This is a genomic window from Synechococcus sp. KORDI-100 (assembly GCF_000737535.1).
Lineage (GTDB): Bacteria > Cyanobacteriota > Cyanobacteriia > PCC-6307 > Cyanobiaceae > Parasynechococcus.
The window spans coordinates 550,859-575,995 of record NZ_CP006269.1; the positions used below are offsets into that span (position 1 = coordinate 550,859).

Here is a 25,137-nt window from a genome sequence, read left to right on the forward strand (position 1 = left end):
GCGGCTAGCGTCCAACCATGGTCATTCTGCGCTGTCTCGTTCTGCCGCTGAGGGCTCCGTTGCTGCTGCTGCTGTTCGGTGTCGCGGTCCTGATGGGAAACCACTGGACGCTGCTGCAGCTGCATCTGGAAAACACCCGAAACATCAGTGCCCAGCTGTTTTGGACCGTTGAGGTCACCCAGGTCCTGGCTGTCGTGGTGATCTGCACCATGCCCGATCTGCTGATGCGACAGGTCTCCATGCTGATGGCAGCCAGTCGCGTCATCAGCCTGGTGATCACCCTGCTGCTGGTGATCACGCTCGGCATCTACGTGCTGCGGTTGAACTTGCTGTCGGACATCCTGATCATGGCCACCTCAATTCTGCTGGCGCGTCTGGATCTCAGTCGTATCGGAGTCAGCCCACCCTCTGCCATAACCGGATGTCTGTTGTTCATCCTGGTGATCAGCGGATTGCTGGTTGGCCATGCTCTACCCAGCCCCGTTTTGTTCGCAGACGCCTGAGCTCAGGTCGGCGTAACGCAACAGGTTGTCCATCACTTTTTTTGTGTAGTAGCGGGTTTCCGGATAGGGAATTCGTTCCACCCAGAGTTCCGGTGCTGTGTCGAGCTCGTCGTTTCGCCAGCCTTCGACGGTTCCAGGCCCTGCGTTGTAACTTGCGATTGCCAGCAATGGGTGACCTTGCCATTGCTCCAACAGCTGTTTCAGGTAGGCAGCACCAAGGTTGATATTCAGTTCAGGGTCATCGAGTTCATGAGCCTCAAGCGGTCGGCCTGCCAGCTCAGCGGCGGTGGCCGGCATCAGTTGCATCAGGCCGGCGGCGCCGACGACGGATCGCACGTCAGGGGTGAAGCGCGATTCCTGTTTGCTGATCCCGTACAGCAGGTTCGACGACACGTTCTCGTCCCTGGCAGCGGACTGGAACAGAGCGCTGAACAACCGTGGTGACTGGTTGCGTTGCAGACGTTCGGCCTCCTCGCAATTGGGGTGGCGCCAGCGCAGGCTGACTCTGAACAGCTGGTCCAAACCCATCCATGGATCTCCAACGGCGATGCGCAGGCGCCCCTCGACGAGTTGATCCGGATAGGAGGGCTCCTGTCCTGTTTCTCTGCGCGTGAGCCACTGGTCCCAGGCCTTGTCCATGAGGCCGAGGTCCCAGAGCTGGTTCACCAGGTCATCGCCACTGTTGAGTGGGTCAAGATCTACGGCTCCCTCTGCCGGCTGGCTGCTCTCCGCCCACTCAAGGTCAGGACGTTGCAGGTTGGGCAACGGAGTCCGGTGGAGACGCCGTTCCGCAAGCCAGCTGTAATACCCAGCCGGCTGCTGCTCGATCAGCTCCTGCCAATGGGATCTGGCGTTTGTTGTCTCGCCCAGGCGATCAGCGCTGAAACCAAGCCAGAACAGGCGCCGGGCTTCCAGGGGTTGGGGCAGGGTCCCGCTGGACAGTTTGGTCAACAGGGTGTTGGCTCTCTCCCACTGACCGGCCAGCAGGGCATCCCGTGAGAGATCCCACTGCAGCTGCCAGATCGCAGGGTCATCCGGCCACTGTTCGATCACCCGATCCGCATCCCATCCCTGCTCCAGCCGGACGCGACCTGCGGCCACCGCTGGGGACGACTGGGCGAGCGTCGACGGCAGGGCGTTGAGAATCTCCGCCTTTGGAACGAGAGGATCGCTGAGCAGTTTTGCTGCCTCGAGGCTGCTTGGGTGCCTCGGGTGCTCTCTGGTGAGGTTCAGCAGAAGCCGTTCTCCGCGACTGCCTTGTTCACGGTTGCCTCGCAGCAGTGTCCTGCCGATCGCCAGCGCTGTCTCTGGATCAGAGGCTCCCTCCGGCAGGCAGTCTTCGGCCGCGTCGGCGTCGCCAAGCTGGGCCAATCCACGCGCTAGGTGCTGGCGAGCGTTGTCATCAGGCGCCCACTGGCCCTGGTCCTCGCAGGCATCACGAAGACGGCCGGCCGCTCCCGGCCAGGTCACTCCCCAACGGGCGAGGTGAAGCGCCCCTTGATGCCCCTTGGTCTGCTCCGGATCAATGGCTTCCGCTGCCGACAGGGCTGCGGGATGACGGGGTTGACGCTCCAGAAGCTCAAACAGAAGGTCGGGCTCGGCGGCACCTAGTCGCCGTCGAGCCCAGGCGGAGGACGCAGACTCTGGAAAACGTTTGAGGAGGCTGCGCCAGAGATCCGTCGCCTGTTTTTGCCGGCCGAGGTCTGCGGCGGTTTCCGCCGCTAGTTCCAGTGAAATGGAGGCGAGGGGAGCGTTCCCCCAGCCCTGTCCAGCCAGGAGCCTGGCCATCCCAGTCGCGTCATCCCGTTCCCGGGCCGCCATCCTCAGGGCGGCGTCACGGCGCTGTTGCGGATCGATCGACCAGCGGTAGCGCCTCCAGAGCTGTCTGCTCTCGGTTGTCGAGGATGCCGTGTTCGCTCGATACCATTGCTGGATCCACTGCTGACCGAACCATGTCACCGTGAGGGCGCCGGCAGCGGTCCCGAGCAACAGCACAGCACCTCGTCGAGAACCCGCTGGCACGTGTCGGTCTGAACTGCTGGCATTCTGGTCGTCCTCCGCCATTGGGCCCGGCGATGTCGTCCAATCGATCCGTTGCCCGTCCTGGCCGCTGGCAGCGCTGGCGGGCGCTTGTGCTGGTCGGCATCGCATTGCTGGTCTGGGGCCTGCGCTGGCTGTGGCCACTGCAGGGCTGGCCGGGCTGGATCGTGGCGGTTCTCTTCGCCTGGGCGGGTCTTGAGCTGATCCGTCTCTGCTGGTTTCCCCATCGCTGGCGATGACTCGGGGCATGCATCAGGGTCCAGTGAACGGGCGGAGCGTGACCTGTCCCCTGCGGGTTTCTCAGACGGGGCAAGGCTTTTAAGCTGCAGTCCACGAATGAGACCCATGGTTCAAGGAGTTCTGTCTCCGATCGGCCCGTCACTTGGGGCTGCTGTTCCAGGGTTTGGAACCGATGGCATCCGCGGCAGGGTGGGCGAGGTCCTCACCCCTGCGCTCTGCCTTCAGATTGGATATTGGTGTGGGCGGATCCTGCCAAAGGATGGTGTGATCCTGATCGGGATGGATTCCCGTAGCAGCGGCTCGATGCTGGCTTCAGCCCTGACGGCCGGACTCACGGCGGCTGGCCGCGAGGTCTGGACGCTTGGCCTCTGCCCCACCCCTGCGGTTCCCCTGCTGATCCGTCAGCTGGGCGCGTCGGGTGGCCTGATGGTGTCTGCCAGCCATAACCCGCCGCAGGACAACGGAATCAAGGTGTTCGGTGCCGATGGCGCCAAGCTTGATGCTCAGCATCAGGCCTTGATCGAACAGGGGCTTCGCGGCGATCTGGACGCCACCGGAACCCCTGATCTCTGCTGTGGTCCATCGCTTCAGCGCCATGATCTGCTGTCGTTTTATCGCGACTGCCTCATCGCCTCCGTCGGCAACCACCGCCTTGATGGCGTCCCCATCGTTCTGGATCTCTGCTGGGGGTCCGCCACAGCCTGCGGAGCGGAGGTGTTTCAGGCCCTGGGGGCCGACCTAACCGTTCTGCACGGTGAGCCCGATGGGCAGCGCATCAATGTCGACTGCGGTTCCACGCAGCTTGAGCCGCTTCGGCAGGCCGTTGTGGAGCGCGGTGCTGCGATGGGCTTCGCCTTCGATGGCGATGCTGACCGCATGCTTGCGGTCGATGGTCGCGGTCGCGTCGTGGACGGCGACCACGTGCTGTTCCTGTGGGGATCCGTGCTGCAGGAGCGTCAGGCTCTTCCGGATCAGCGGCTTGTGGCGACGGTGATGTCCAACCTCGGATTCGAGCGTGCCTGGCAGCGGCGTGGCGGCCTGCTTGAGCGCACCCCGGTCGGAGACCAGCACGTGCACGCTGCGATGGTGTCGAGCGGAGCAGCCCTCGGTGGCGAGCAATCCGGTCACATCCTTGCCGCGTCCCATGGCTTGTGTGGAGACGGCTTGCTCACGGCGCTGCAGCTTGCCACCCTCTGCCACGACCAGGGAATCAGCCTCTGTGACTGGCTGAATCGCAGCTTTGAGGCCTTCCCTCAGAGACTGGTCAATGTGACGGTTCCCGATCGGGGTCGTCGCAAGGGTTGGACCAGCTGCTCCCCGCTCGTCGATGCCTTGCGGACCGCTGAGGATGCGATGGGGGAGAGCGGCCGGGTGCTGGTGAGAGCCAGCGGAACCGAGCCAGTGCTGCGGGTGATGGTGGAAGCCGCGGATCCGCAGGATGTGGAGACCTGGACCACCCGACTGGCATCCGTGGCCGATCAGCACCTCAACGCGGCCTGAGCCTGTCCAGAGCCAGGTGCAGCGCTCCATCACAGGCATCACCGTGGGGATCACACCAGGATGCCGCTGGAATGGCCTGTGCCACAGCGTTCTCCACGGCAGCCCGGAACGGTGGCAGGTGGGCAAACGCACCACCATGACCAACGACGTTCGGTCGATTCAGGTTCAGGGCAGTGGCAACACCCTTGAAGGCTTCAGCCAGCGAGGCTGCTGAGCGGTTGAGAATCTGCTGCGCAGGGTCCAGGCCCTCAGCGGCAGCCGCCGCCACCAGTGGCGCCAGCCTGGCGAACGCGGCGGGGCCGAACTCCTGCTGAACGACGCACGCCTTGATGGCGGCGCTGCTGTCACATCCCAGCTCCTGCCACAGCCGTTGTCGGAATGAATGGTCTGCAAGTCGACCATCGGCCATCCGCAAGCTGAGCTGCAGGCCCTGATGGCCGATGTCAAAGGCAGAGCCGGCGCCATCCAGCAACCATCCCCAACCCGCGCAGCGATGTTCTCTGCCAGAGCCATCACGGCCAACGCAGATCATGCCCGTGCCGCTGATCAGCACGATCCCGGCCTGCTCAGGGAAGGCTCCGCGCAGGGCGGTGCGTTCATCCCCCGTCGCGACAACCTGCGACTGCGGCAGTCCCAGTTCCTCCGCCAGCAGGGCGGCAGCGCGCCCTTGCAGCTCGGTTCCCTGCTCGATGCCGCTGGCGCCGATTGCGGCGGCAAGGAGATCGTCGCGATTCACTCCAGCGGAGACAAGAGCTGCTGAAACGCTGTCCTGCACTGCACGTCGGAACCGTTGTTCCCCCTGCTGGGCATCGAGATGGCTGACACCGGGCCCCGCGCCTGAGCCGAGACGGTGCAGCTGCCCAAGCTCGCTGCGGCTGATTCGGCAGCGGGTGCCTGTCTGACCTGCGTCGAATCCGGCGATCAGCACAGGCTTGTCCTCTCGTCTGAGGGAAGGCTCGTCAGCGTCGCCAGGCAGAACCAACCGATGATCTGCACTTCCGGACGGAAGAAAATGGTGTCGGCGATGCCCTGCCCCAGCAGACCGGCGATCGCCGCCAGGCTGGCAAGGGCAGTGCCTGCGGCAGGTTCATTGATGCGCAAGCCCTGGAGTCCCAGGCGAACGCTGCTCTGAAGCAATCCCAGACAGGCGATCAGCCCAGCGATGCCTGTTTCAACCAGGATTTCCAGGGGTAATGAATAGGCGCTGAGGGCGTTGAACTTGGGCTGCTGGTACAGCGGGTAGATGCTGTTGAACGCATTGTTGCCAGGGCCGATTCCGATCCAGGGACGGTCCTGGATCATTTCAATGGATGCCAGCCAGACGTTGATTCGGAAATTGTTGGAGCTGTCACCTCGTCCCGCCAGCAGGCTGCTCACACGGGTGCGGATCGGTTCCAGTTTGGTGACGGCGATGGCCAATAACGCTGCTCCCAGCAGCAGGATCAGCAGAGGAACCAGTCGTCGCCATAGGGCTGGCCATTCACGGGTGCTGCGCAGTAGCAGCAGCAGAATCAGCACCGCCATGCCCACCATCAGACCGACCCAGCCACCTCGGCTGTAGGTGAGCACGATCGAGCTTCCCGCCAGCCCCAGGGTGGAGATGGCAAACACCCGGCGCCCCCACCCCTGCCAGCGCAGCACGGCGAGGGCAGCGAGCGGCAGCAGGGCGAGCAGATAGCCCGCCAGCAGATTCGGATTTCCCAGGGGTCCGTAGATGCGGATGGTTCCCTCAGTGATCGAATTCGGATCTGCCCAGCGGGCCAGCTCTTCAGAGTTGCCGTACAGCTGTCGCAAGGCCAGCACACTGCTGGCAAGGCCTCCGCACAGCAGACCAGCCAGCAATCGATCCCACCAGCGGCTGTTGCACAGCAGCAGTTTGCTGGCCAGGCCGTAAACCCCCAGGTACCCCAGCAATTTGATCAAGCCTTTGGCCGCGGCGGATGGCACCGGGGAGAAGCCTGTGGCTAGAGCGGCGATGCCGAGAAACAGCAGGAGCCAGCCCCCGATGGGACGAATGCGATCAGGTGGGGAGACCAGTGACCACAGCAGCCAGAGGCCCCCTGTCGCAGCGATCAGCAGCGTCAGACCGGCACGCGTGAAGAAGGGGAGGCCGGCGAGCAGGAGTGTCAGGAGTCCTCCAGCGAGCCACTCAAGACGGCGAACAACATCGGGGTTAGGGTGCAGCACTCCCTGCCAGCGCAGCAGCAGTGGAACGGCCATCGCTCAGGGTTAGGGGCTGACGGTTTCTGCGGGATTATCAATCGCCTGCCAGCGACGTTCCAGCTCGGACAGGTCTGGTCGTTCCTTGTGATTGCGTTGATACAGCACCCGGTACACAGGAAGCTGCTGTTCGGATGTGTAGCTCTCCCGTTCCGTTGGCACCTGCAAGGGATTGTCGGCGCGCCATGGTCTTGCATCGCCTGCCGGTCGACTGAAACAGCCGCAGAGTTCGGTGAGATTCACCATCGGAGTGATCACCTCAAGCACATCGCTCTGGATGAAAAACTCACGGCCTGGCTGCAGAGCAGCTGCGATGGCCAGCAGCAGAGCCGGTTGAAGCACCCTCCGTTTGCGGTGGCGCCGCTTGAACCATGGGTCAGGGAACTGAATCGAGACCCGTTGCAGTTGATCGGGCGGCAAGGATGCCATCCATCCTTCGAGGCTGATGTTGGCGTTGCAGAACAGCACGCGGACGTTGCCGAGCCCGCTTGCCAGAGCGTCACGGTCCGCGGAGATCACCAGTGGCCGGCGGATCTCGACGCCGAGGTGGTTCCAGTGCGGATTCCGTTGCGCCAGACCCAGCAGACAGCGGCCTCTGGCGCAGCCGATGTCGAGATGGATCGGCTGCAGGGGTTTCTCGAACAGGTCGCAGGGCGCTGGTAGCTGCAGCGGCAGCTGAAAGAAGCGACTGAGCGGATTGACGTGCTGACGCAAGGCTTCTTGTTCAGGACGGATCGTGCCGGAGCAGACCCCAGCAGGCTGTGTAGCCGTGCAGATGGGTTGCTCCGCCAACCGGTCCGATTTCGCCATTGCAGAAGGTTCCGGCAACCGGAAGTTCCGGCATCACCTGCCTGGCCAGCGAGACATCACCGTTGGGGGCTCCGAACAGGCCGTTGCCTCGTCCGAGGCAGGCCATCAGCAAGCCGAACTGGGCCGGAGCGGGGTGATCGGCCGCCGAACGCAGGAGCTGCAGGGCCTCCTGCCGGGAGGCATCGGCTTCCCGCAGATGGAACTGCACGTTCTGGCCCGGGCGAACCCGTTCAGCCACGGCAACGGCGCCATTGCTGGGATCCACACCGATCAAATTGCGAACCAGAAACGCCCCTGTAGCTGTGTTGGTGCCGTCCGGACCGAGTTTGAGTTCACGGCGTTCGATGCCGAGGAACAGCGAGTGGCGAACCTTCTCGCGCTCCTGTTCATTCAGATCTGCCAGCACCCGTTGCAGGCAGGCCACGGGGCTCGCCCTGCGGTCGCCTTCGCTCAGTTCCAGCAGAACATTGCGCTGAACCTGCTCGATGGCGAACACCGGGCCGATTGGACGACACCCCTGGGCCACCACGGCATCCATCGTCCAGTCCCCTCCGATGGAGCAGACCACAGCGCCGGCGACGACACCATCATCGATGAGCAGTGATCCGTGGGGAGCGTTGTGTGGTCCTGCGATCCCGCCGATGCGAACCGCATCGGGGTAGGCATAGTCCAGACCGCTGATCAGATCATTGATGCCGCTGCTGGTGGGATCAATCAGCACGATCTGGCTGCGGCAATGGTCTGGATCAATCCCCGTCCATTCCTGCCACCGCAAAGCTGGTCCGTCCAGATCGGGGAGGGCGTTGGTGTTCAGGGCCTGCGTCTGGATCTCAGCACCCGGCAGGTTGAGCAATGACACACTCAGGGCTGGGGTTTGCTCGAGCTCGGTGGCGACCCCGCGTTCAGTGGTGCCGATCACCCCGCCACCGGCGCATCCAAGCCACTTGCTGGCCTTCAGGCGCTGGCGAAGCAGCGGCAGCAAACGAGGAAGATCGCTGGCGTAGCTCGTGTCGACGAAAACCAGGGCAAGATCCGCTTCGCTGTGACGACCAAAACTGGTGACAACGTCCTGAACGGCCTCATCCAGGGAGGGTCTTGAGGACAGGGCGGTCCGACAGATCGGCGTCGCCGATGCCGCCCGGAACCAGTCGAGGGGGGAGAACGACGCCATGAGTGGGACCCTATCAACCTTGACGGCGGAGGGGGCGTTGATAATGACGCCAACTTGTACCGACTGAGTGAACGAGCTGTCCTATCGCGCGCTGGTCTGGTTGACCTATCGACTGGCAGCCGTCTTCGCGCTGGGACTTCCGCTTGTGCTCCTGATCTGGTCATCTATGCGCCGTGAGGCCTCGGTGGTGCGTCTGCTGTCGCTGTACTGGAAAGTGGCGAGCCTGATGGGGATCAGCATGCTGTTGCTGACCGATCAGCGGCCTCTGGGATACCTGACGGCAATGGTGGCTCCGCTGCTGATGCTCGTTTCGGTTTGGTTCTGGGTCGATCTCAACGAAGAACTGGAGGATCTGCCGCCCTGGCGGCCCCTCTCTCTCTGTGTGCGGTTGTGGCGATGGGCTCTGAGTGGGTTCGCCCTGGTGTGTGCCGCCATGAATGCCACGGCTCTTGGCTGCATGCAGCAGGGCACGACGAGCGACTGCAAGGCCTGGTTGGAGGCTCCGCAGGGGGTTCACGGTGTGGTGGAAACAGTTTTTGACTTCGTGTTCGGCGGTCAGTGGACGGAGGCCGTTGCCGCCTTCATCGGCTATGTCGCACTAGTGGCGTATCTGGCGGGACTTCTTCAATGGCTGCTTGTGCGTCTGCCACGCCAGGGTCGGGTGGCCGGCGGGTTTTAAGAAGCGATGACCACAACGCTGACGGATCTGCTGCGGGCGCTGGAGGAGCGCAGTCGTCAATCTCCCAATCGTGTCGTGCGTCTTACCGGCACGGTCGACGACGAACCGTGCGAACTACTGATTTTCCGGGGATTCAGCAGCAGCACCACCCATCCCACATCGTTTGATCCTGATGCGCCCGTGCTGCGGATGCCGGTGGTGCTCGACAACGCCGAGCTCCTTGAGGGACCGCTTCAGCCCTCTCAGGTCAAGGTTCTGCTCGGGCCGATGACGCCGGAGCAGTTGCTGGCTCAGGCCATCTGGTGAACCCGGCGCTCCAGCACTGCAACACAGCGGCCACAGAGATGAGGATGTTCTGGATGCTGACCCAGATCATTCTCGTAGTGCCAGCAGCGTTCACATTTGCTGCCGCGGGCTCGGGCGACTTCGATCAGAGCGCTGTCCTCCTGGTCACTGGCCAGCACCTCCGCCCAGGGTTCACCCCCCAGTTGCAGCTGGGACACCAGCAACCAGTCGCGCAGGCCATCCACATCGCTGTGGCCATGATCGCTCAGCCAGGCCAAGGCTGACTGAAGCCCTGGATCACGGGCTTCGATTCGCACCGCGGCCTCCAGGGAGGCTCCGAGTTCCTGTCGGCTACGGCAGCCTTCCATCACCCGGTTGACCGAGGTCCGAAGCAGTCGAAGTTGCTGCATCGGTTCGATCAGGCTGGGGTCGCGCCAGTTCTCCGGGACCGATGGCCAGCCGCGTCTGAACACGGACGTCTCCTCCACGGGGTAGGGAAGGTTCTGCCAGATGTCTTCTGCCATGTGGCAAAGCACCGGAGCGATCAGACCAGCGAGGCGCTCAATGATCAGGGCCATGACGGTCTGACAGCTGCGCCGCCGCGGATCTGCTGGTGCGCTGACGTAGAGACGATCCTTGGCAATGTCGAGATAAAAGTTCGACAGATCGGTGACGCAGAAGTTCTGCAGCAGCTGGAAGAAGCGGAAGAACTCGAAGCTTTCAAAGGCCTCTGTGATGTCGTCCATCACCTCGGCTGTTCGCTGCAGCATCCAGCGGTCGAGCAACGGCAGTTCCGCGACCTGGATGGCGTCGGTTGCAGGATTGAAGTCGTGCAGGTTGCCCAGCAGGTAGCGGCTGGTGTTGCGCACCTTGCGGTAGACATCCGCAAGCTGGCGCAGGATCCCTGCTCCGATCGGCACGTCGGCGGAGTAGTCCACCGAGCTCACCCAGAGCCGCAGCACATCGGCGCCGTAGGGCGGTTCCTGCTTCTGGTTCTTGCCCCCCTCGATGATCACCATCGGGTCGACCACGTTGCCGAGGGATTTACTCATCTTTCGGCCTTTTTCATCCAGGGCGAAGCCATGGGTGAGCACCCGTTTGTAAGGGGCGTGGCCATTGACGGCGACCGAGGTGAGCAGGGAGCTCTGGAACCAGCCGCGGTGCTGGTCGGATCCCTCCAGGTAGAGGTCGGCGGGATAGCTGAGGTTGTCACGCTGACTGGCGACAGCGGCCCAGCTCGAGCCGGAGTCGAACCACACATCCATGGTGTCGGTGCCCTTGCGCCACTGGTCGGCCTGGTCGGCATAGGCGGGCGGCAGCAGATCCGTTTCGTCCTTTTCCCACCAGATGTCGGCACCGTGTTCGGCAATCAGTCCCTGGATGTGATCCAGGGTGTCGGCGTTCAGCAGCACCTCGCTGTTGCTGCGGTGATAGAAGACTGGGATCGGCACGCCCCAGGTGCGCTGACGGGAGATGCACCAGTCGCCGCGCTCCTTCACCATTGATTCGATCCGGTTGCGACCGGAGGCGGGGGTCCACTCCACCTGGCTGATTGCATCAAGTGCCTGTTGGCGGAACCCTTCCACGGAGGCGAACCACTGCTCTGTGGCTCGGAAGATCGTGGGTTTCTTGGTGCGCCAGTCGTAGGGGTAGCGGTGGCCATAGGCCTCCTGCTTGAGCAAGGCACCGGCGGCAACGAGCGCCTCGATGATGGCGGGGTTGGCATCCTTGAGCACGTTCAGGCCGGCAAACGGCCCGGCTTCGTCGGTGAGGGTGCCGGCTTCGTCCACTGGGCAGAGCACCGGCAGGTCGTTCTTCTGGCCCGTATGGAAATCGTCGACGCCGTGGCCAGGCGCGGTGTGCACAAGGCCCGTGCCGGATTCGGTGGTGATGTAGTCACCGCCGATCACCACTGGACTGGTGCGATCCAGCAGCGGGTGGCGGTAGATCAGACCAGCCAGCAGGGCTCCTTTCACTGTTGTTCGAACGGTGAGTGGAAGGTTCAGCGTTGTGGTGAGTGCCTCGACCAGCTCAGCAGCAACCAGCAGGAGCCGACCGCTGCCGTCATCAGCAAAGGCGTACTCCAGGCGGTCGTTCACGGACACGGCCAGGTTGGCGGGCAGGGTCCAGGGTGTTGTCGTCCAGATCGCCACCTGCAGCGCTTCGCCGAGGGCGTCCGCCTCGGTGGGTAGCTCAAGGCCATCACTCTCGAGCGCATCCCTTAGGAGTGCCGGCAGCTCCACCGCCGGAAAGGCGGCGTAGACGCTTGGACTGGTGTGGCCGTCCGGGTACTCCAGTTCGGCCTCGGCCAGTGCTGTGCGTGAGCTGGGGCTCCAGTGCACCGGCTTCAGGCCCCGGTAGATGTGCCCCTTGAGCACCATGTCCCCGAATACCCGGATCTGGGCGGATTCGTACTCCTTCTGCAGGGTGAGATAGGGCTGCTCCCAGTCGGCCCAGATGCCCCAGCGCTGAAAGCCTTTCATCTGGCCATCCACCTGCTTGCGCGCGTAGGCGGCAGCCTTTTTGCGCAGCTTGATCGGGGTCAGGGCCTTGCGCTGCTCCTGATCCATCGACTGCAGCACCTTCAGTTCGATCGGCAGGCCGTGGCAGTCCCAGCCCGGCACATAGCGCACACGGCGTCCACGCAGCACCTGGAACTTGTTGATCACATCCTTCAGCACTTTGTTGAGTGCATGGCCCATGTGCAGTGCCCCATTGGCGTAGGGCGGGCCGTCGTGCAGCGTAAACACCTCACCGCTGTTGTTCAGGCCCAGCCTGAAATCAAGTCCGTTGTCCTTCCAGAAGGACTGAAGTTCAGGTTCTCGTTTGATTGCGTTGGCACGCATGCCGAAGCCTGTCTGCAGCAGGTTGAGCGTGTCCTTGTAGGAGGGACGTTGCTCCGCGGCGTCTCGCGTCTGCTTGCTCACAGGGGCCTTGATGTGACTTGGGGATTATCAGTCTTCAGGCCCAGCGACTGCTTTTGCGTCAGCCACTGATTCTGGATCTGCGATTGCGGTCGATTCAGCTGCAGGTTTTGGCTCCTCCGCTGTCTCTTGCTCAGCCACGGTTTCCGGCTCAGCCACGGTTTCCGGCTCAGCCACGGTTTCCGGCTCAGCCACGGTTTCCGGCTCAGCCACGGTTTCCGGCTCAGCCACGGTTTCCGGCTCAGCCACGGTTTCCGGCTCAGCCACGGTTTCCGGCTCAGCCACGGTTTCCGGCTCAGCCACTGGCATTGTCTCGGGGAGATTGGCCGCCTCGCTGTTCTGATCAGCCATGTCCGTTGCCGTGGCAATTGTTTCTGTTGCGTCGGACGACGGCAGCTCGTTGGCGGTGTTGGTGTCAGGACGCACCCATTTCTTCCCAGACACGCCTGTCTTGGCAGCGGGTTTGAGTTGTTTGGCGGCTCCGCTCAATCCCTGGGTCAGGCTCGTTACTGCAGCGCCCAGCTGCTTGAGACCTGTCAGCCAGTACTCAGGAGATCCAAGTCGCTGCCGCTCGTCATCGTCGAGAGCCCTCCAGCGGGCCTGGCCCACTTCGGCGCTGAGGCGGCTGACCAGCAGGCTTCCGCAGAGCACAGCCAGCATCGGAGCGCCCCGCAAACGGTCACTGCTTGTCACCAGCACGAGGCCGAGCAGCAGCACCACGGCACCCCAAACCCCATCGCGAGGACGACTCAGCTCGACCGCCAGCAGGGGTAACAACAGCAGCGCCAGGCCGAACAGCAGGCAGACATCGCCGCTAAGCGTGGCCAGCATCGCCACCTCCTCGAGATTGATTCCATTGTGATCCGATCCCTAAAGTCGGATCAGTGCCCACCTGGCGGAATTGGTAGACGCGCTGGTTTTAGGTACCAGTGGCCATGGCTGTGGGGGTTCAAGTCCCCCGGTGGGCATCTCCTTCCCTAACTTGGCAACGGATTGTTTCGGAATTGTTGGCTCCTGACCAGATGACCCAGGCACCTGCATCGGCTCAGCAGCCGCGTCTGGCGATGGAGTCGCTGCGTTCTGTGCTGAGCGGTTTCATTGACCCCCCGGATGCATGGAATCCAACGGTTGGATTGTTCATCGGGGGATATGTCCTGGCCGGGGTCACCATCTGGGGCTGGTTCGTTGGCGGTTGGCCCCTCCCCCTGCTTTTGGTCTCAGGCTTTTTGGCTCTGCATCTTGAGGGAACCGTCATCCACGACGCCTGCCACAACGCTGCCCATCCCAACCGTTGGCTGAATCAGGCGATGGGCCATGGCTCCGCATTGTTGCTGGGATTCAGTTTTCCTGTGTTCACACGGGTGCATCTCCAGCACCACGCCAATGTGAATGATCCGAAAAACGATCCTGATCACATCGTCAGCACCTTCGGTCCCCTCTGGCTGATTGCGCCTCGATTTTTCTACCACGAGTGGTTTTTCTTTCAGCGACGGCTCTGGAAGCGCTGGGAATTGCTGCAATGGGGTTTTGAGCGCAGCGTTTTTGTGGCGATTGTTCTCGCTGCTGCGCGCTTTGATTTTCTCCCGTTCATTTTCAATTGCTGGTTTGCACCTGCTCTGATGGTGGGCGTCACTCTTGGTTTGTTTTTCGACTACCTCCCCCATCGTCCATTTCTTTCAAGAAGCCGCTGGCGGAATGCTCGGGTTTATCCAGGCCGTGTGATGAATTGGTTGATCATGGGTCAGAATTATCACCTTGTGCATCACCTTTGGCCCTCGATTCCCTGGTTTGAGTACAAGCCAGCCTATGAAGCAACAAAGCCGTTGCTCGATTCCAAGGGATCGCCCCAACGTCTTGGAATTTTTGAAACGCGCTCCGACGGCTTTAATTTTCTGTATGACATTCTTGTCGGGGTTCGCAGCCATAAAGCCCGGAGAAGTCGCATGCGACGGGTTGCCAAAGTGTTGCCTGGAGCGCGGCTGCGACGTGGCTGGATTGCTCTTTTGCAGCGAACGGCGGTCAGTCCCGCAAGGCTTAGATCCTGATCCAGAACGTTCAGAATGAAGGAGTATGGCGTTAATCCGACCCAGTAAAAAGTTACCCCATCAGCAGGAACTTGATGCTAGCTGATATGCCAACTACTGATTGATCAAATTAAAGGTATTAATTGTCTATTTCATTCAATATCTTTAGACATTCTAGCTGTTCTTATAAGGCATTGAATTGTGCTCGTTTTGGGCAATCGTTTTTGTCTTGGTCGTCTCGGTCAAGGTGCTCATGGTGGTTTGATTGTCTTCTAAGGCCATCCACTGTTTGAAATGAGTCTGGGATTGATGATTGATTCTCTTCTCATCCGGCCAGACTTCATTGCTGATGGTCCTGCTTATTGATCGGCAAGGATCTTGGGAACGCGGTAGAAATCCTGCTCCCGTTGAGGGGCTTGATTGAGAATCTCTTCGCGCACTTGAGTCGGGGTGACGCCGTCTTCCCGGGTGACATTCACCACTTCCACAGCGCGGGTGGTGGCGGGCACATCGGTGGTGTCGACGGCCTCGAGCTGGCTGACGTAATCCAGGATCGATTCCAGCTGCCCGGTGAAGGTGGTGATCTTCTCCTCCGGCAGGTCGAGGCGCGCCAGCTTCGCCACCTTGCGGACGTCATCGGCAGTGATGCGGCTCATGCCTCGCTGAGAAAACTGCAGAGATCCTCGCTCAAAGCCGAGGCGGCGGTCTCGATCAATGAGGCTCCCTGTTCCGCTGTCGCTAACGAGGGGTGTGATCCCATGCGTCCATCCGGATGTCGCCGGCGGAAATCGTCCGGGCCATGAATCGGTCCCGCGGGAGCTGGATCCGGTAAGGGACGCTGCTTGCTGATCAGAGTGGGCTCCAGCTGAAGAGTCACGGCGATCTCGCTGGGGGTGGCGTGATGGCCTTCCTTGTCGCCATAGAGATCGCGGGCTTCACGCATCACCGGTCCGGCCATGAACCAGTTGGACAGACGGCAGCGCAGCTTTGAAGCCACGGGCAGGTCGCGGCTGGCGGCCGTGCCATGGGCCTGGGCGAACGCTGCTCGGGTGGTGGCGATGTTGCCGCCGTGACCGTTGATCACAAACACCCGCTCAAAGCCATGGCGGGCCAGGGAGAGAACAAGATCGTGCAGCACAGCCAGCAAGGTGGCGGGTTGAAGGCTCATGGTTCCCGCGAAGCCAAGGTGATGCTCAGCCATGCCGAAGGCTTGAGCTGGTGTCACAAGAACACCGGTCCGACGACCGACCTCAAGGGCGATGGCCTCGGCGGTGAGGGCGTCGGTGCCAATCGCCCCCGTTGGTCCGTGTTGTTCGGTGGATCCAAGCGGGATGATCACGCCTTTGCAGGTCTCGAGGTAGGCCTCCACCTCGGGCCAGCTGCGCAGGGCAAGCCGGATGTCTTCAGGTGTATTGGCGGGGCCTGGGTAGCTGGCGGTCATCGCTGGCTTGGCATTGGTTTGATGATCGCTCGGCTCGGCCTCGATCAGTGAGCCGTACCGTTGCCGTCGTATTGATCAGTGTTGTAGTAGCCGCCGCGTGTTCCGAAGAAGAGGCAGGCGAGTGGGAAGAGCACGATGCTGCCGAGCAGCACGGTTCCGAGATTGAAGCCGGAGAGAGCGGCGTCCATGCTGAGCACGTTGATGACGTCAGCTTGGCGGACTTACAACCTTCTTGCAGCCCATCAGGTGGATTCCGCTGACAGTTCCGCGCCATCTCCCGGGACATTCAGCCATCGACGCAACCAACCTGTGAGCCAGATGAAGGGCAGGGTGTCAGCCAAGGCGGCCAGCACTTTGAACAGATAGCCGCTGGCGATGAAGCTGGCCAGCTGCGGAAGCACAGGATCGTCGACTCGCACCGGCAGCACGTGGGCCCCGTAATGGCTGATCAGCACGACGGCGCTGGTGTCCACGAGCTGACTCACCAGCGTGGAGCCGTTGTTGCGCAGCCAGAGAGCCTCGCCGTTTGTGAGTGCTTTCCAGAAGTGGAACAGCCGCACATCGACGAACTGGGCGGTGAGATACGCCACCATTGAGGCTCCAATCGATCCGAAGCTCAGAGCTTGAATCGTGCGGAAGGTGGTCTCTGAGCTCCCCGGCATGGCCGGCAGCAGTCCCCCTAACCACAGGATCAGAAACACCCAACCATTGAGAAGAAGACCCACCCACACCAGTTGATTGGCTTTCTGTTCACCCCAGAGCTCACTGATCAGATCGGTGCACAAGAAGGTGATCGGATACGGGAGAGCTCCAACAGCGACAACGATCGGCCAACTTCCGATCGTCCCCAATTGCAGAAAGCGTGTCAGGCCAAGGATGTTGAGCATCCCCAGGGTGCCGAGAAACAGGCCGGCAAGCACCAGGAACACTCCATCGCGCCGGGCCTGGAGGCTGCTGCTCATGGCTGTGTCACATCCAGGCTGGTTCAAGCCTGGCCAAGCGACGACGGACTGTCATCACCATGGGCTGTTGCGCCACTTCCGAAACAAATGTCCCCTGCAAGGTCAAAACATGAAATCAAAATCCAAGAGCCGCCTATGCCATGCTCCGCTCACCACGCCAGCTTCCGCAGGGCTCTTCGTTTCACATCACGCTGAGGTGCAACAGCCGTCAGTCTTTGATTGCGAAAGGATTGAGCCGAAATGTGCTGTTGGTAGTGCTCGCCAAGGATTTCTCCGCTTTACCCAAATCCTTCTTCTGCCGTCCTGCAGAGGTGGTGGGACCAGACTTGGTGGGCTGCAGGTTGGTGAAACGTCAGGGCGATGGACGCCTGCTCTGGGGCGTGATTGTGGAAACGGAGGCGTATTCCCAGGACGAACCCGCCTGCCACGGTTACCGGCGCCGCTCACCGCAGAACGAAACCCTGTTCGGTGAACCAGGGCGCTTTTATGTGTATGTGAGCTATGGCATCCACCACTGCGTGAATGTGGTGACCGATCGAGAAAACTGGGCCAATGGTGTGTTGCTCAGAGCAGTCGCCCTGCCTGAGGAACCGGAAAGGATCGCAGCAGGGCCTGGTTTGCTGGCGCGTCGTTTTGGTTTGGACCGACAACATGACACTCTCGCCGTTACTGGTGAGAATGATGTGTGGCTGGCTCCTAGGCCGGCGTCCCTCGCCTGCCCCACACTTGTGACCACGACGCGGATCGGAATCTCCCAGGGAGAAGAGTTGCCTCTGCGTTGGTATCTCAAGAGCAGCCGCAGTGTCAGCCGGCGCGCCAAAGGTGATCGCAAGCCAACCCCTGCAGATGCCTTGTGTCCAGCAGATCTTGAAGTGAAATGAGCGGCTGGAATCATCGCCATATCCTTGATCTGGCCGCCTTCTCGTGGCAGGACTACGCCGCTGTGTTGGAGCTGGCGCAGCGTTTCCGCTCTCTTCCCGTCACCGGCGTGCGTCGACTACCTGCCTTGCAGGGACGATTGGTGGCCAACCTGTTCTTTGAGCCGAGTACACGAACCCGCAGCAGCTTTGAGCTGGCGGCCAAACGTCTGTCCGCGGATGTGCAGAGTTTCTCTCCGTCGAGCAGTTCCCTGAGCAAAGGGGAGAGTGTGCTCGATACGGCACGCACCTATGTCGCCATGGGGGCCGATGTGCTGGTGGTTCGGCACCGTTCCACAGGGGTGCCGCAGCAACTGGCGGCAGCACTCGAGCAGTCCGGAGACCGCACAGTAATCCTCAATGGCGGTGACGGTTTGCACAGTCATCCCAGTCAGGGATTGCTCGATCTCTACACCCTGGCTCGCCAGTTCGACCCTGCCCAACCCCGACCTGGGGTCCTTGAGGGTAAAAGAATCGTGATTGTTGGAGACATCCTGCATTCGCGGGTGGCGCGTTCCAATCTCTGGGCCCTAACGGCCTGTGGTGCGGATGTTGTGCTTTGCGGCCCGCCGAGTTTGTTGCCGCAGGCTTTTGAGAGTTTCGTGGATGGGCCTCCACCGGGGCAGCCTTCCGATCCCATCGAGAAGCGTGGTCGGATCGTGGTGAAGAGACGGCTAGACAAGGCACTTCCCGGGGCGGACGCCGTGATGACCCTGCGCCTGCAGAAGGAACGCATGAGCCAGCAGCGGCTCACGGATCTCTATCGCTACCACCGCGACTACGGCCTGAGTCGGGACCGTCTGCAGCTCTGTGGCAAGAGCGTGCCGGTGTTGCACCCCGGCCCTGTGAACCGAGGTGTGGAAATGGCCAGTGATGTGCTCGATGATCCCTCGATCTGCCTTGTGGAAGAGCAGGTCCGCAACGGCGTCCCAATCAGGATGGCTCTTCTTTATTTGATGGCTGCTGCTGAATCAGCGGCTGAGCCATCGCTGGTGTCCAGTAGTTCCTGAGGTTGCGGATGCCCCGTGAGTTGATGGGAGTAGTAGTCCATGGCTGCACTCAGAGCGGCATCGGGTGAAGCGATGGATGGTCCTTCTCCGGCCTGCATCGGGAAGTGGGCGTCGGCGGCGTCAAGGGCGAGATGCTGACTGGGCATGCCGGTCAGCAACATCGAGGCGCGTTGTTGGGTGAACAGCGCAAAGATCCATTTGATCGACAGGGAAATCCTGTTTTCCCATCCAGGAATCAGCACCAGGTGAACGAACGCCCAGAGCAGCCAGCCGATACCTCCGGCAAACTTCAAGCCCCGCAGATCGGCAATGGCCGTTGCTCGATCCAGAACCGCCATGCTGCCGAAATCGAAGTAATCGAAGGTTGGGCGTGAACGTTCAGCGACGATGGCGGCGATGTCCTTGCCGATGAAGGTCCCCGCTTGCTTGGCGGGTGCAGCCATGCCAGGCAGAGGTTTGCCGTTGCTGGTGTGGCTGTAGCTGCTCAGGTCCCCGGCGACGCGAATCTCAGGATGGTTTGGAATCGAGAAATCCGGTTCCACCACAACACGACCTCCCCGGTCCACCTCGCATCCGGTGGTTTCGCTGAGTTTTGTGCCCAGATGGGAAGCGCGCACACCAGCTGTCCAGATCACCGTGGCTGCCTGGATTCGAACGTCTCCATCCGGGGTGCCAACGATCACCTCGCCGGGACGCATGGTCTGCACGCGACCCTTCGGCAGGAATTCGACGCCGTCGCTCTGCAGGGATTTCAGAGCTGCCTTGGAGAGCATCTCCGGCATGGCCCGCAGCACGCGGTCGCCAGGGTCCACCATCACGATTCGAGTCTTGTTCGGATCGAGCTGCTTGAAGGCGTTCTCCATCGCCCAGCGCATGAGCTCCGAGACGGCTCCTGCCATTTCGCAGCCGCTCGGTCCAGCACCAACGATCACCACCGTCTGAAGAAATTCCCGCGCCTCTGGATCCGGAGTCTGTTCGGCTTGCTCCATCGCCATCAGCAGCCGGCGCCGGATCTCCTCGGCGTGTTCGAGAATCTTCATCGGCGGAGCGAAGGTCCGCCAGTCCTCATGGCCGAAGAAGGTGCTGCCTGATCCTGTGGCCAGCACGAGGTAGTCGTAGCTGAGCGCCTTGCCGTTAAAGACGATCTGTTTGCCTTCCGGATTCACCTGGGTCACTTCCCCCAGCAGCACCTGCACGTTGCGTTGAACACCAACCAGTTCCCGCAGAGGGGTGGCAACATCCCCGCGCGAGACCAAGCCTGTTGAAACCTGATAAAGCAGCGGTTGGAAGAGATTGAAGTTGCGTTTGTCGATCAGGCTGATGCGGACATTCGCTTTCTTGAGAGCCTTGCAGGCATGAACGCCGGCGAAACCGCCGCCGACGATCACCACGTGGGGGGCACGACGCAGATGCTCTTCAGGGGGTTCGAGCTCGAGAAAGAAATGGTCGCCGGCCATGGCGCGTCCAATCAACGCAGTGTCTCAACAGGCTATGAATCACATTCCGATTTGTCTGTGTCCGGTGACGTTCAGAACGTGATCAAATCAGCTTGAAGGCCTCAAGGAAGAGCCCGTAAAGAAAGCCGATTCTGCTCAGGTCCAGCAGATGAAGAACGACAGGAACAGGCCCCCGTTTGGTCCAGCTTCGTCGCACGCGCACAGTGAGCTCGCAGCCCATCACCACAATCAGCGCTACAACCGGATCCATCTGCCCGAGAACGCCGGCAACGGATGTGATCACGCTTCCAATCAGAAAGCCGATCAGCAGGGCGATCAGTTGCAAGGAAAGTTTTCGCCAGGGATTGGTGATCCAGCGCTCAAGCCTGGAATTCGCTTCTCCGACGTTGGTTTGAAGACGCGTGGATTGAAGTCGGATCACCATCAATCAGCGTCTTTTGATGGGAAAGAGGCAGGGAAGCTTTTCGGTGATCCCCATCACCCGGCCGTGCCCTGCCGAACCATGTTTACACCAGACTTGGTGGTTATGCAGGTTAGAAACCCTACAGATGGGGGATGCCAATAAAAAAGCCCGGGATGATCCCGAGCCGGATGATGGGGACTGGCGAAGCAAAGCCTGCCTTGATTGGTTTGGCAACCCGCCCCGGGGGCACTCAGCTCGATTCCGCTTTCGCCTTTCGGGACGACTTGCCCTCCAGGAGTTCCAGGAGGGCTTCCATCTGAGCCATCACGCCCCGAACTTCCCCAGCCTCGGGAAGGAGTCCGTCTTCCATGACGCCCTGGTGCATTTCACGCAGCTCCTGGCGGATGTAGCGCAGGTGGCTGACGACCTGCTCACGCTTCGACTGCGACATCGATAACAGGGAACTTCACTCTCCCCTTTTACCCCATGATGTGTCAGCGCTGCGGTGATTGCGGGATGGTGAGGCCACCGGCCAGGGCCACGAGGGCGAAGGTGATCAGTGCAGCAGGTCGTGCCAAGACACTGAGCAGCACGACACCGGCAAGCATGACAAGCAAGGAGAGCCGTCTCCGAATCGGGGATCGAAATGTCATCTCCCGACCCGTTATCGATCGAGATGGAGAATAGGGGAGTCGAACCCCTGACCTCTGCGGTGCGATCGCAGCGCTCTACCAGCTGAGCTAATTCCCCTTGCCGGAAAACTAGCTGTCAGCGCCGCAGCGAGAATGGAGAGATTGGTTCCCGCTGATGCAGACCAGCTCCCATCCATCGTCCGGTTCCAGCGATCCGATCACGCCCGAACGCCTGGCGGCTTTCGACGAAGACTCCATGGCTGAATTGGCCCGACGTCTTGATGACGACGACTACCCAACGCCGTTCGCCGGACTGTCTGACTGGCATCTGCTCAGAGCACTTGCCATTCATCGCCCCGAGCTGACCAGGCCCTACCTGCACCTTGTTGATCAGGAACCGTTTGATGAGGACTGATGACGGCGCTCTGAGGGGACGTCGCATTCTTGTGGCGGCCAGTGGCAGCATCGCTGCGGTCAAGACTCCCCTGCTGGTGAGCGGTCTGGTGCAAGCCGGTGCCGAGGTGCGCTGTCTTCTCACCCCGAGTGCCGAACACCTGGTGAGTCCTGTGGCGATGGCCACCCTCAGCCGACATCGCTGTTACCGGGACCAGGATCAATGGGACCCCGGCCGTTCCCGCCCGCTTCACATCGAACTCGCTGAATGGGCGGAGTTGATGGTGGTGGCACCTTTGAGTGCCACCACCCTTGGCCGCTGGTCGCTGGGTCTCGCGGATGGTCTGCTGGCCAGCACCCTGCTGGCCTGTGAACGGCCGGTGCTGGCAGCCGCCGCCATGAACACGGCGATGTGGAAGCACCCTGCCGTGCAGGCCAACTGGCAATCGATCCAACGGTTGCCGGGTGTCATCCCTCTCTCGCCGACGGCTGGACTGCTGGCCTGTGACAGACATGGCGATGGGCGTATGGCTGATCCGATTCAGATCGAACTCGCTGCCGCTGTCCTGTTCAGTCGTCACGAGGGTGAACTCAGCATCGATCGCAGCTGGTTGGGCCGCCGCCTGCTGGTCAGCGCCGGATCGACCCTTGAATCGATCGATCAAGCGCGCCTGATCAGCAATCGCAGCAGCGGGCGCATGGGTGTGCTGTTGGCCCAGGTCGCCCGGGTGCGCGGCGCCGAGGTTGAACTGATTCATGGACCTCTGCAGGTTCCTCAGGCCTGGCTGGAGGGTCTCGACTGTGAGTCTGTGGAATCGGCTGATCAGATGCAGCAGGCCCTTCACCGCAGGCAGGAGCAGGCGTCAGCCCTTGCCATGGTGGCGGCGGTGGCTGATCTCAGACGCTCAGGAGGAGGACTCCTGTCAAAACCGCCCAAGTCGGACCTGCCCCAGCTTCTGGAGCAAGGCTGGGAACCGGTGCCTGATCTCCTCGAGGGTCTGGTGAATCGCAGGCCTCCAGGACAGCGGATTCTCGGTTTTGCCGCACTGACGGGATCCGACGAGGAGTTGTTGCTGCGTGGAGGCGAGAAGCGTCTTCGCAAGGGATGCGATCTGCTGATGGTCAATCCGATTGACCGCGTTGGAGAGGGTTTTGGTGAGGACAACGCCAGTGGTTGGCTCCTGGGTGATGGACTCCAGCAACGCGTGCCGCTGACGTCGAAATTGGCGTTGGCCCACGATCTCCTCGACGCCCTCGCAGAAGGTCTGGCAACGCCAACCAGTTGTTGAGAGCTGCAAAAGGCCAGCCGTGGAGACGGTTTAGCAGCTGTAGGATCCCACCTGGATCGGCACGATCGCCCTCAACAGCCTTCTGGCTCCTTAACTCATGCGCATTCGCTCTCTGCTGGCCGCTGTGCTGGCTCTCTGCCTCGCTTTCGTTACCACCGCTTGCAGCGGCGACAGTGAAGCTGTTCAGCGTGCCGGGTCGAATGTGACCTACGACGACATTCGCAACACCGGCAAGGCCAATGATTGCCCCACCATCGCTGACTCGGCACGGGGCTCCATTCCTCTCACCGTGGGTGGTCAGTACGAGCTGCGCGACCTCTGCATGCATCCGCTTCAGGTGTACGCCAAGGAGGAACCCACCAATCGCCGCCAGGTCGCAGAGTTCGTTGAAGGCAAGATCCTGACGCGTTTCACCTCAAGCCTCGACGAGGTCTATGGCGACCTGACGGTGACCGAAGAAGGTCTCCAGTTCAAGGAGAAGGGCGGTATCGACTTCCAGCCCATCACCGTTCTGGTGCCTGGTGGTGAGGAATTCCCCTTCACCTTCTCAAGCAAATCGCTGGATGCCACGGCCGAGGGTGCTGCCATCACAACCAGTACCGATTTCGAAGGCAAGTACCGCACTCCGAGCTACCGCACCAGCAATTTCATCGACCCGAAGGGCCGCGCCCTCACCACAGGCGTTCAGTACGCCCAGGGCCTGGTGGCACTGGGCGGTGATGACGAGCAGCTCGAGAAGGACAACAACAAGCGCTACATCGACGGTGTCGGCACCATGAGCCTGTCGATCACGAAGGTCGATCCGGAGACCGGTGAGTTCGCTGGCGTCTTCAGCGCTATCCAGCCCTCTGACTCCGACATGGGTGGCCGGGAAGTGGTCGACATCAAAATCAGCGGCGAGCTCTACGGACGTCTTGAAACCCTCTGACGGCTGCAGCCTGCCTCAACCCGATCCAGGGGCCTGCGGGCCCCTTTTTTTGTGCTCGATTACTTCATCTGGGAGAATCTCGCCCCAACGATCCCCACGCCATGACCGTCAGCGCTACTCCGTCCACGCAGGACTCAGGCGTGATCGCTCCGTACGGAGGCACTCTTGTGGATCTGATGGTGTCTCCATCGGAACGCGAGGCGGTCAAATCGAGCGCCACCACGACCCTTGAATGTTCCGACCGCAACGCCTGTGACGTCGAGCTGCTCGTGATTGGCGGCTTCTCGCCGCTGCGCGGCTTCATGCATCAGGAGGATTACGACGCCGTCGTTGCTGGGCATCGCACGGCGGCCGGTCAGCTGTTCGGTCTGCCGATCGTGATGGACACCGATCGAGAGGATGTGTCGGTTGGCGATCGGATTCTGCTCACCTACAAGGGCCAGGATCTGGCTGTCCTCGACGTTGAGGACAAGTGGGAACCGAACAAGGTGCTGGAAGCCAAGGGCTGCTACGGCACCACATCGCTGGAACACCCCGCGGTGCGCATGATCTCAATGGAGCGAAAGCGCTTCTACCTGGGCGGCAGTCTCCAGGGCCTGGAGCTCCCTGAGCGGGTGTTCCCATGCAAAACCCCTGCTGAGGTGCGCGCAGGTCTCCCTGCCGGTGAGGATGTCGTGGCGTTCCAGTGCCGTAACCCGATTCATCGGGCGCACTACGAGCTGTTCACCCGGGCATTGCATGCCCAGAACGTGAGCGAGAACGCTGTGGTTCTCGTCCATCCAACCTGCGGACCGACCCAGCAGGACGACATTCCCGGATCCGTTCGCTTCCAGACCTATGAGCGTCTGGCTGGCGAGGTCAACAACGATCGGATTCGCTGGGCTTACCTGCCATATGCCATGCACATGGCAGGTCCCCGTGAGGCCCTGCAGCACATGATCATTCGCCGGAACTACGGCTGCACCCACTTCATCATCGGCCGGGACATGGCCGGCTGTAAGTCATCTCTCAGCGGCGACGACTTCTACGGTCCCTACGACGCTCAGAACTTCGCCAAGGAGTGCGCTCCGGAGCTCACGATGGAGACCGTGCCGTCACTCAATCTCGTCTACACGGAAGAGGAGGGTTACGTCACGGCGGAACATGCCGAGGCTCGTGGGTTGCATGTGAAGAAACTCAGCGGCACTCAATTCCGCAAAATGCTGCGCAACGGGGAGGAGATTCCTGAATGGTTCGCCTTCCGAAGCGTTGTGGATGTCCTTCGTTCCGCATGATCTCTCAGGAGAGCATTAACATTCCTTCACTTCTG

27 protein-coding genes and 2 tRNA genes are annotated in these 25,137 nt (G+C 61.4%); 13 read left to right on the top strand and 16 right to left on the bottom strand.

The window, feature by feature from the left end:
- The first annotated feature begins 17 nt into the window (after window positions 1-17).
- Window positions 18-503 carry a hypothetical protein gene (locus KR100_RS02605; RefSeq protein ID WP_038542957.1) on the top strand — a complete coding sequence of 162 codons (486 nt, stop codon included), beginning with the start codon at window positions 18-20 and terminating at the stop codon, window positions 501-503.
- Here KR100_RS02605 and KR100_RS02610 read toward each other — a convergent pair.
- The gene (locus KR100_RS02610; protein ID WP_038547728.1) at window positions 471-2,525 is read right to left on the bottom strand and encodes a lytic transglycosylase domain-containing protein; all 2,055 of its coding nucleotides are present in this window, start codon (window positions 2,523-2,525) and stop codon (window positions 471-473) included. The genes KR100_RS02605 and KR100_RS02610 overlap by 33 nt on opposite strands.
- Before the next feature lie 53 nt (window positions 2,526-2,578).
- Here KR100_RS02610 and KR100_RS02615 point away from each other — a divergent pair, with 53 nt between their 5' ends.
- Window positions 2,579-2,782 carry a hypothetical protein gene (locus tag KR100_RS02615; protein ID WP_038547730.1) on the top strand — a complete coding sequence of 68 codons (204 nt, stop codon included), beginning with the start codon at window positions 2,579-2,581 and terminating at the stop codon, window positions 2,780-2,782.
- 106 nt (window positions 2,783-2,888) lie between these two features.
- On the top strand, window positions 2,889-4,283 hold the full coding sequence (gene glmM, locus KR100_RS02620) for a phosphoglucosamine mutase (protein WP_038542959.1): 1,395 nt from the start codon (window positions 2,889-2,891) through the stop codon (window positions 4,281-4,283).
- On the opposite strand, the gene KR100_RS02625 is transcribed toward glmM, so the two are convergent.
- Genes KR100_RS02625 through KR100_RS02640 form a run of 4 tightly spaced genes read right to left on the bottom strand, consistent with a single transcriptional unit; the run spans window position 4,270 to window position 8,484 of the window.
- Window positions 4,270-5,265, bottom strand: coding sequence for a BadF/BadG/BcrA/BcrD ATPase family protein (locus KR100_RS02625; protein ID WP_239420385.1), 996 nt, complete (start codon window positions 5,263-5,265; stop codon window positions 4,270-4,272). The two genes, glmM and KR100_RS02625, sit on opposite strands and share 14 nt — an antisense overlap.
- A complete protein-coding gene (locus KR100_RS02630) occupies window positions 5,205-6,503 on the bottom strand; it encodes an IctB family putative bicarbonate transporter (RefSeq protein WP_038542963.1) in 1,299 nt (432 codons plus the stop codon). The genes KR100_RS02625 and KR100_RS02630 overlap by 61 nt, the downstream gene beginning before the upstream one ends.
- A 9-nt stretch (window positions 6,504-6,512) precedes the next feature.
- Window positions 6,513-7,217, bottom strand: a complete 705-nt coding sequence (trmB, locus tag KR100_RS02635) for a tRNA (guanosine(46)-N7)-methyltransferase TrmB (RefSeq protein ID WP_038542965.1) — start codon at window positions 7,215-7,217, stop codon at window positions 6,513-6,515.
- A gap of 10 nt (window positions 7,218-7,227) precedes the next feature.
- Window positions 7,228-8,484, bottom strand: a complete 1,257-nt coding sequence (locus tag KR100_RS02640) for an FIST N-terminal domain-containing protein (protein ID WP_038542967.1) — start codon at window positions 8,482-8,484, stop codon at window positions 7,228-7,230.
- Between the two features lie 67 nt (window positions 8,485-8,551).
- Between KR100_RS02640 and KR100_RS02645 the strand changes: the two genes are divergently transcribed.
- Both KR100_RS02645 and KR100_RS02650 read left to right on the top strand, forming a co-directional pair.
- Complete coding sequence (locus KR100_RS02645; RefSeq protein ID WP_038542968.1) at window positions 8,552-9,163, top strand: DUF3177 family protein; 612 nt, start codon at window positions 8,552-8,554, stop codon at window positions 9,161-9,163.
- Window positions 9,164-9,169: 6 nt separating this feature from the next.
- Window positions 9,170-9,469, top strand: a complete 300-nt coding sequence (locus KR100_RS02650) for a hypothetical protein (protein ID WP_038542970.1) — start codon at window positions 9,170-9,172, stop codon at window positions 9,467-9,469.
- Here KR100_RS02650 and ileS read toward each other — a convergent pair.
- Together ileS and KR100_RS16680 are read right to left on the bottom strand one after the other, a co-directional pair.
- Window positions 9,454-12,375: an isoleucine--tRNA ligase gene (gene ileS / locus KR100_RS02655; protein ID WP_038542972.1), complete on the bottom strand. Its 2,922-nt coding sequence runs from the start codon at window positions 12,373-12,375 to the stop codon at window positions 9,454-9,456. The genes KR100_RS02650 and ileS overlap by 16 nt on opposite strands.
- A gap of 27 nt (window positions 12,376-12,402) precedes the next feature.
- Entirely contained in the window at window positions 12,403-13,203 is an 801-nt protein-coding gene (locus KR100_RS16680; RefSeq protein WP_239420386.1) for a Ycf66 family protein, read from the bottom strand.
- A gap of 55 nt (window positions 13,204-13,258) precedes the next feature.
- Here KR100_RS16680 and KR100_RS02665 point away from each other — a divergent pair.
- Window positions 13,259-13,340: transfer RNA gene (locus KR100_RS02665), tRNA-Leu, on the top strand.
- Between the two features lie 54 nt (window positions 13,341-13,394).
- On the top strand, window positions 13,395-14,417 hold the full coding sequence (gene crtR / locus KR100_RS02670) for a beta-carotene hydroxylase (RefSeq protein ID WP_038542974.1): 1,023 nt from the start codon (window positions 13,395-13,397) through the stop codon (window positions 14,415-14,417).
- A 338-nt stretch (window positions 14,418-14,755) separates the two neighbouring features.
- Here the strand turns inward: crtR and gatC are convergent, their stop codons facing one another.
- From gatC to KR100_RS02685, 4 genes are read right to left on the bottom strand one after another with little or no spacing between them, the layout of a single operon-like run.
- A complete protein-coding gene (gatC, locus tag KR100_RS02675) occupies window positions 14,756-15,052 on the bottom strand; it encodes an Asp-tRNA(Asn)/Glu-tRNA(Gln) amidotransferase subunit GatC (RefSeq protein ID WP_038542975.1) in 297 nt (98 codons plus the stop codon).
- Window positions 15,049-15,837, bottom strand: coding sequence for a creatininase family protein (locus KR100_RS02680; protein ID WP_038542978.1), 789 nt, complete (start codon window positions 15,835-15,837; stop codon window positions 15,049-15,051). The genes gatC and KR100_RS02680 overlap by 4 nt, the downstream gene beginning before the upstream one ends.
- A gap of 44 nt (window positions 15,838-15,881) precedes the next feature.
- The gene (locus KR100_RS15575) at window positions 15,882-16,034 is read right to left on the bottom strand and encodes a hypothetical protein (RefSeq protein ID WP_156097881.1); all 153 of its coding nucleotides are present in this window, start codon (window positions 16,032-16,034) and stop codon (window positions 15,882-15,884) included.
- Between the two features lie 45 nt (window positions 16,035-16,079).
- A complete protein-coding gene (locus KR100_RS02685; RefSeq protein ID WP_081858847.1) occupies window positions 16,080-16,799 on the bottom strand; it encodes a queuosine precursor transporter in 720 nt (239 codons plus the stop codon).
- Between the two features lie 140 nt (window positions 16,800-16,939).
- Between KR100_RS02685 and KR100_RS02690 the strand changes: the two genes are divergently transcribed.
- A complete protein-coding gene (locus tag KR100_RS02690; protein ID WP_081858848.1) occupies window positions 16,940-17,680 on the top strand; it encodes a DNA-3-methyladenine glycosylase in 741 nt (246 codons plus the stop codon).
- Window positions 17,677-18,726 carry an aspartate carbamoyltransferase catalytic subunit gene (locus KR100_RS02695; RefSeq protein WP_038542979.1) on the top strand — a complete coding sequence of 350 codons (1,050 nt, stop codon included), beginning with the start codon at window positions 17,677-17,679 and terminating at the stop codon, window positions 18,724-18,726. Before KR100_RS02690 ends, KR100_RS02695 begins: the two co-directional genes overlap by 4 nt.
- Here KR100_RS02695 and KR100_RS02700 read toward each other — a convergent pair.
- The 5 genes from KR100_RS02700 to KR100_RS02715 form a co-directional block, all read right to left on the bottom strand.
- A complete protein-coding gene (locus KR100_RS02700; RefSeq protein WP_038542982.1) occupies window positions 18,666-20,183 on the bottom strand; it encodes an NAD(P)/FAD-dependent oxidoreductase in 1,518 nt (505 codons plus the stop codon). The genes KR100_RS02695 and KR100_RS02700 overlap by 61 nt on opposite strands.
- An 82-nt stretch (window positions 20,184-20,265) precedes the next feature.
- Window positions 20,266-20,607 carry a DUF565 domain-containing protein gene (locus KR100_RS02705; RefSeq protein ID WP_038542984.1) on the bottom strand — a complete coding sequence of 114 codons (342 nt, stop codon included), beginning with the start codon at window positions 20,605-20,607 and terminating at the stop codon, window positions 20,266-20,268.
- 229 nt (window positions 20,608-20,836) lie between these two features.
- Window positions 20,837-21,037, bottom strand: a complete 201-nt coding sequence (locus KR100_RS02710) for a hypothetical protein (protein WP_028953540.1) — start codon at window positions 21,035-21,037, stop codon at window positions 20,837-20,839.
- Window positions 21,038-21,080: 43 nt separating this feature from the next.
- Window positions 21,081-21,239 (bottom strand): hypothetical protein, encoded by a 159-nt coding sequence (locus KR100_RS16450; RefSeq protein ID WP_204207764.1) that lies wholly within the window; start codon window positions 21,237-21,239, stop codon window positions 21,081-21,083.
- 24 nt (window positions 21,240-21,263) lie between these two features.
- Window positions 21,264-21,336, bottom strand: a tRNA-Ala gene (locus tag KR100_RS02715).
- A 57-nt stretch (window positions 21,337-21,393) separates the two neighbouring features.
- Here KR100_RS02715 and KR100_RS02720 point away from each other — a divergent pair.
- The 4 genes from KR100_RS02720 (at window position 21,394) to sat (ending at window position 25,102) form a co-directional block, all read left to right on the top strand.
- Window positions 21,394-21,633 carry a DUF2555 domain-containing protein gene (locus tag KR100_RS02720; RefSeq protein WP_038542986.1) on the top strand — a complete coding sequence of 80 codons (240 nt, stop codon included), beginning with the start codon at window positions 21,394-21,396 and terminating at the stop codon, window positions 21,631-21,633.
- Entirely contained in the window at window positions 21,623-22,900 is a 1,278-nt protein-coding gene (coaBC, locus tag KR100_RS02725) for a bifunctional phosphopantothenoylcysteine decarboxylase/phosphopantothenate--cysteine ligase CoaBC (protein WP_038542988.1), read from the top strand. The genes KR100_RS02720 and coaBC overlap by 11 nt, the downstream gene beginning before the upstream one ends.
- Before the next feature lie 97 nt (window positions 22,901-22,997).
- A complete protein-coding gene (locus KR100_RS02730; protein ID WP_038542990.1) occupies window positions 22,998-23,828 on the top strand; it encodes a photosystem II manganese-stabilizing polypeptide in 831 nt (276 codons plus the stop codon).
- A 101-nt stretch (window positions 23,829-23,929) separates the two neighbouring features.
- Window positions 23,930-25,102, top strand: a complete 1,173-nt coding sequence (gene sat, locus KR100_RS02735) for a sulfate adenylyltransferase (RefSeq protein WP_038542992.1) — start codon at window positions 23,930-23,932, stop codon at window positions 25,100-25,102.
- Window positions 25,103-25,137 lie beyond the last annotated feature (35 nt).

What these genes read in the sequence shown, in the direction of transcription:
- KR100_RS16680 (WP_239420386.1), bottom strand. Translation starts at nt 13,203, where the DNA reads ATGCTGGCCACGCTTAGCGGCGATGTCTGCCTGCTGTTCGGCCTGGCG.
- KR100_RS02605 (WP_038542957.1), top strand. Translation starts at nt 18, where the DNA reads ATGGTCATTCTGCGCTGTCTCGTTCTGCCGCTGAGGGCTCCGTTGCTG.
- KR100_RS02685 (WP_081858847.1), bottom strand. Translation starts at nt 16,799, where the DNA reads ATGAGCAGCAGCCTCCAGGCCCGGCGCGATGGAGTGTTCCTGGTGCTT.
- KR100_RS02640 (WP_038542967.1), bottom strand. Translation starts at nt 8,484, where the DNA reads ATGGCGTCGTTCTCCCCCCTCGACTGGTTCCGGGCGGCATCGGCGACG.
- KR100_RS16450 (WP_204207764.1), bottom strand. Translation starts at nt 21,239, where the DNA reads ATGACATTTCGATCCCCGATTCGGAGACGGCTCTCCTTGCTTGTCATG.
- KR100_RS02630 (WP_038542963.1), bottom strand. Translation starts at nt 6,503, where the DNA reads ATGGCCGTTCCACTGCTGCTGCGCTGGCAGGGAGTGCTGCACCCTAAC.
- KR100_RS02710 (WP_028953540.1), bottom strand. Translation starts at nt 21,037, where the DNA reads ATGTCGCAGTCGAAGCGTGAGCAGGTCGTCAGCCACCTGCGCTACATC.
- KR100_RS02650 (WP_038542970.1), top strand. Translation starts at nt 9,170, where the DNA reads ATGACCACAACGCTGACGGATCTGCTGCGGGCGCTGGAGGAGCGCAGT.
- KR100_RS02705 (WP_038542984.1), bottom strand. Translation starts at nt 20,607, where the DNA reads ATGGTGATCCGACTTCAATCCACGCGTCTTCAAACCAACGTCGGAGAA.
- KR100_RS02680 (WP_038542978.1), bottom strand. Translation starts at nt 15,837, where the DNA reads ATGACCGCCAGCTACCCAGGCCCCGCCAATACACCTGAAGACATCCGG.
- gatC (WP_038542975.1), bottom strand. Translation starts at nt 15,052, where the DNA reads ATGAGCCGCATCACTGCCGATGACGTCCGCAAGGTGGCGAAGCTGGCG.
- KR100_RS02695 (WP_038542979.1), top strand. Translation starts at nt 17,677, where the DNA reads ATGAGCGGCTGGAATCATCGCCATATCCTTGATCTGGCCGCCTTCTCG.
- KR100_RS02730 (WP_038542990.1), top strand. Translation starts at nt 22,998, where the DNA reads ATGCGCATTCGCTCTCTGCTGGCCGCTGTGCTGGCTCTCTGCCTCGCT.
- crtR (WP_038542974.1), top strand. Translation starts at nt 13,395, where the DNA reads ATGACCCAGGCACCTGCATCGGCTCAGCAGCCGCGTCTGGCGATGGAG.
- glmM (WP_038542959.1), top strand. Translation starts at nt 2,889, where the DNA reads ATGGTTCAAGGAGTTCTGTCTCCGATCGGCCCGTCACTTGGGGCTGCT.
- coaBC (WP_038542988.1), top strand. Translation starts at nt 21,623, where the DNA reads ATGAGGACTGATGACGGCGCTCTGAGGGGACGTCGCATTCTTGTGGCG.
- sat (WP_038542992.1), top strand. Translation starts at nt 23,930, where the DNA reads ATGACCGTCAGCGCTACTCCGTCCACGCAGGACTCAGGCGTGATCGCT.
- KR100_RS02615 (WP_038547730.1), top strand. Translation starts at nt 2,579, where the DNA reads ATGTCGTCCAATCGATCCGTTGCCCGTCCTGGCCGCTGGCAGCGCTGG.
- KR100_RS02690 (WP_081858848.1), top strand. Translation starts at nt 16,940, where the DNA reads ATGCTCCGCTCACCACGCCAGCTTCCGCAGGGCTCTTCGTTTCACATC.
- KR100_RS02720 (WP_038542986.1), top strand. Translation starts at nt 21,394, where the DNA reads ATGCAGACCAGCTCCCATCCATCGTCCGGTTCCAGCGATCCGATCACG.
- KR100_RS02700 (WP_038542982.1), bottom strand. Translation starts at nt 20,183, where the DNA reads ATGGCCGGCGACCATTTCTTTCTCGAGCTCGAACCCCCTGAAGAGCAT.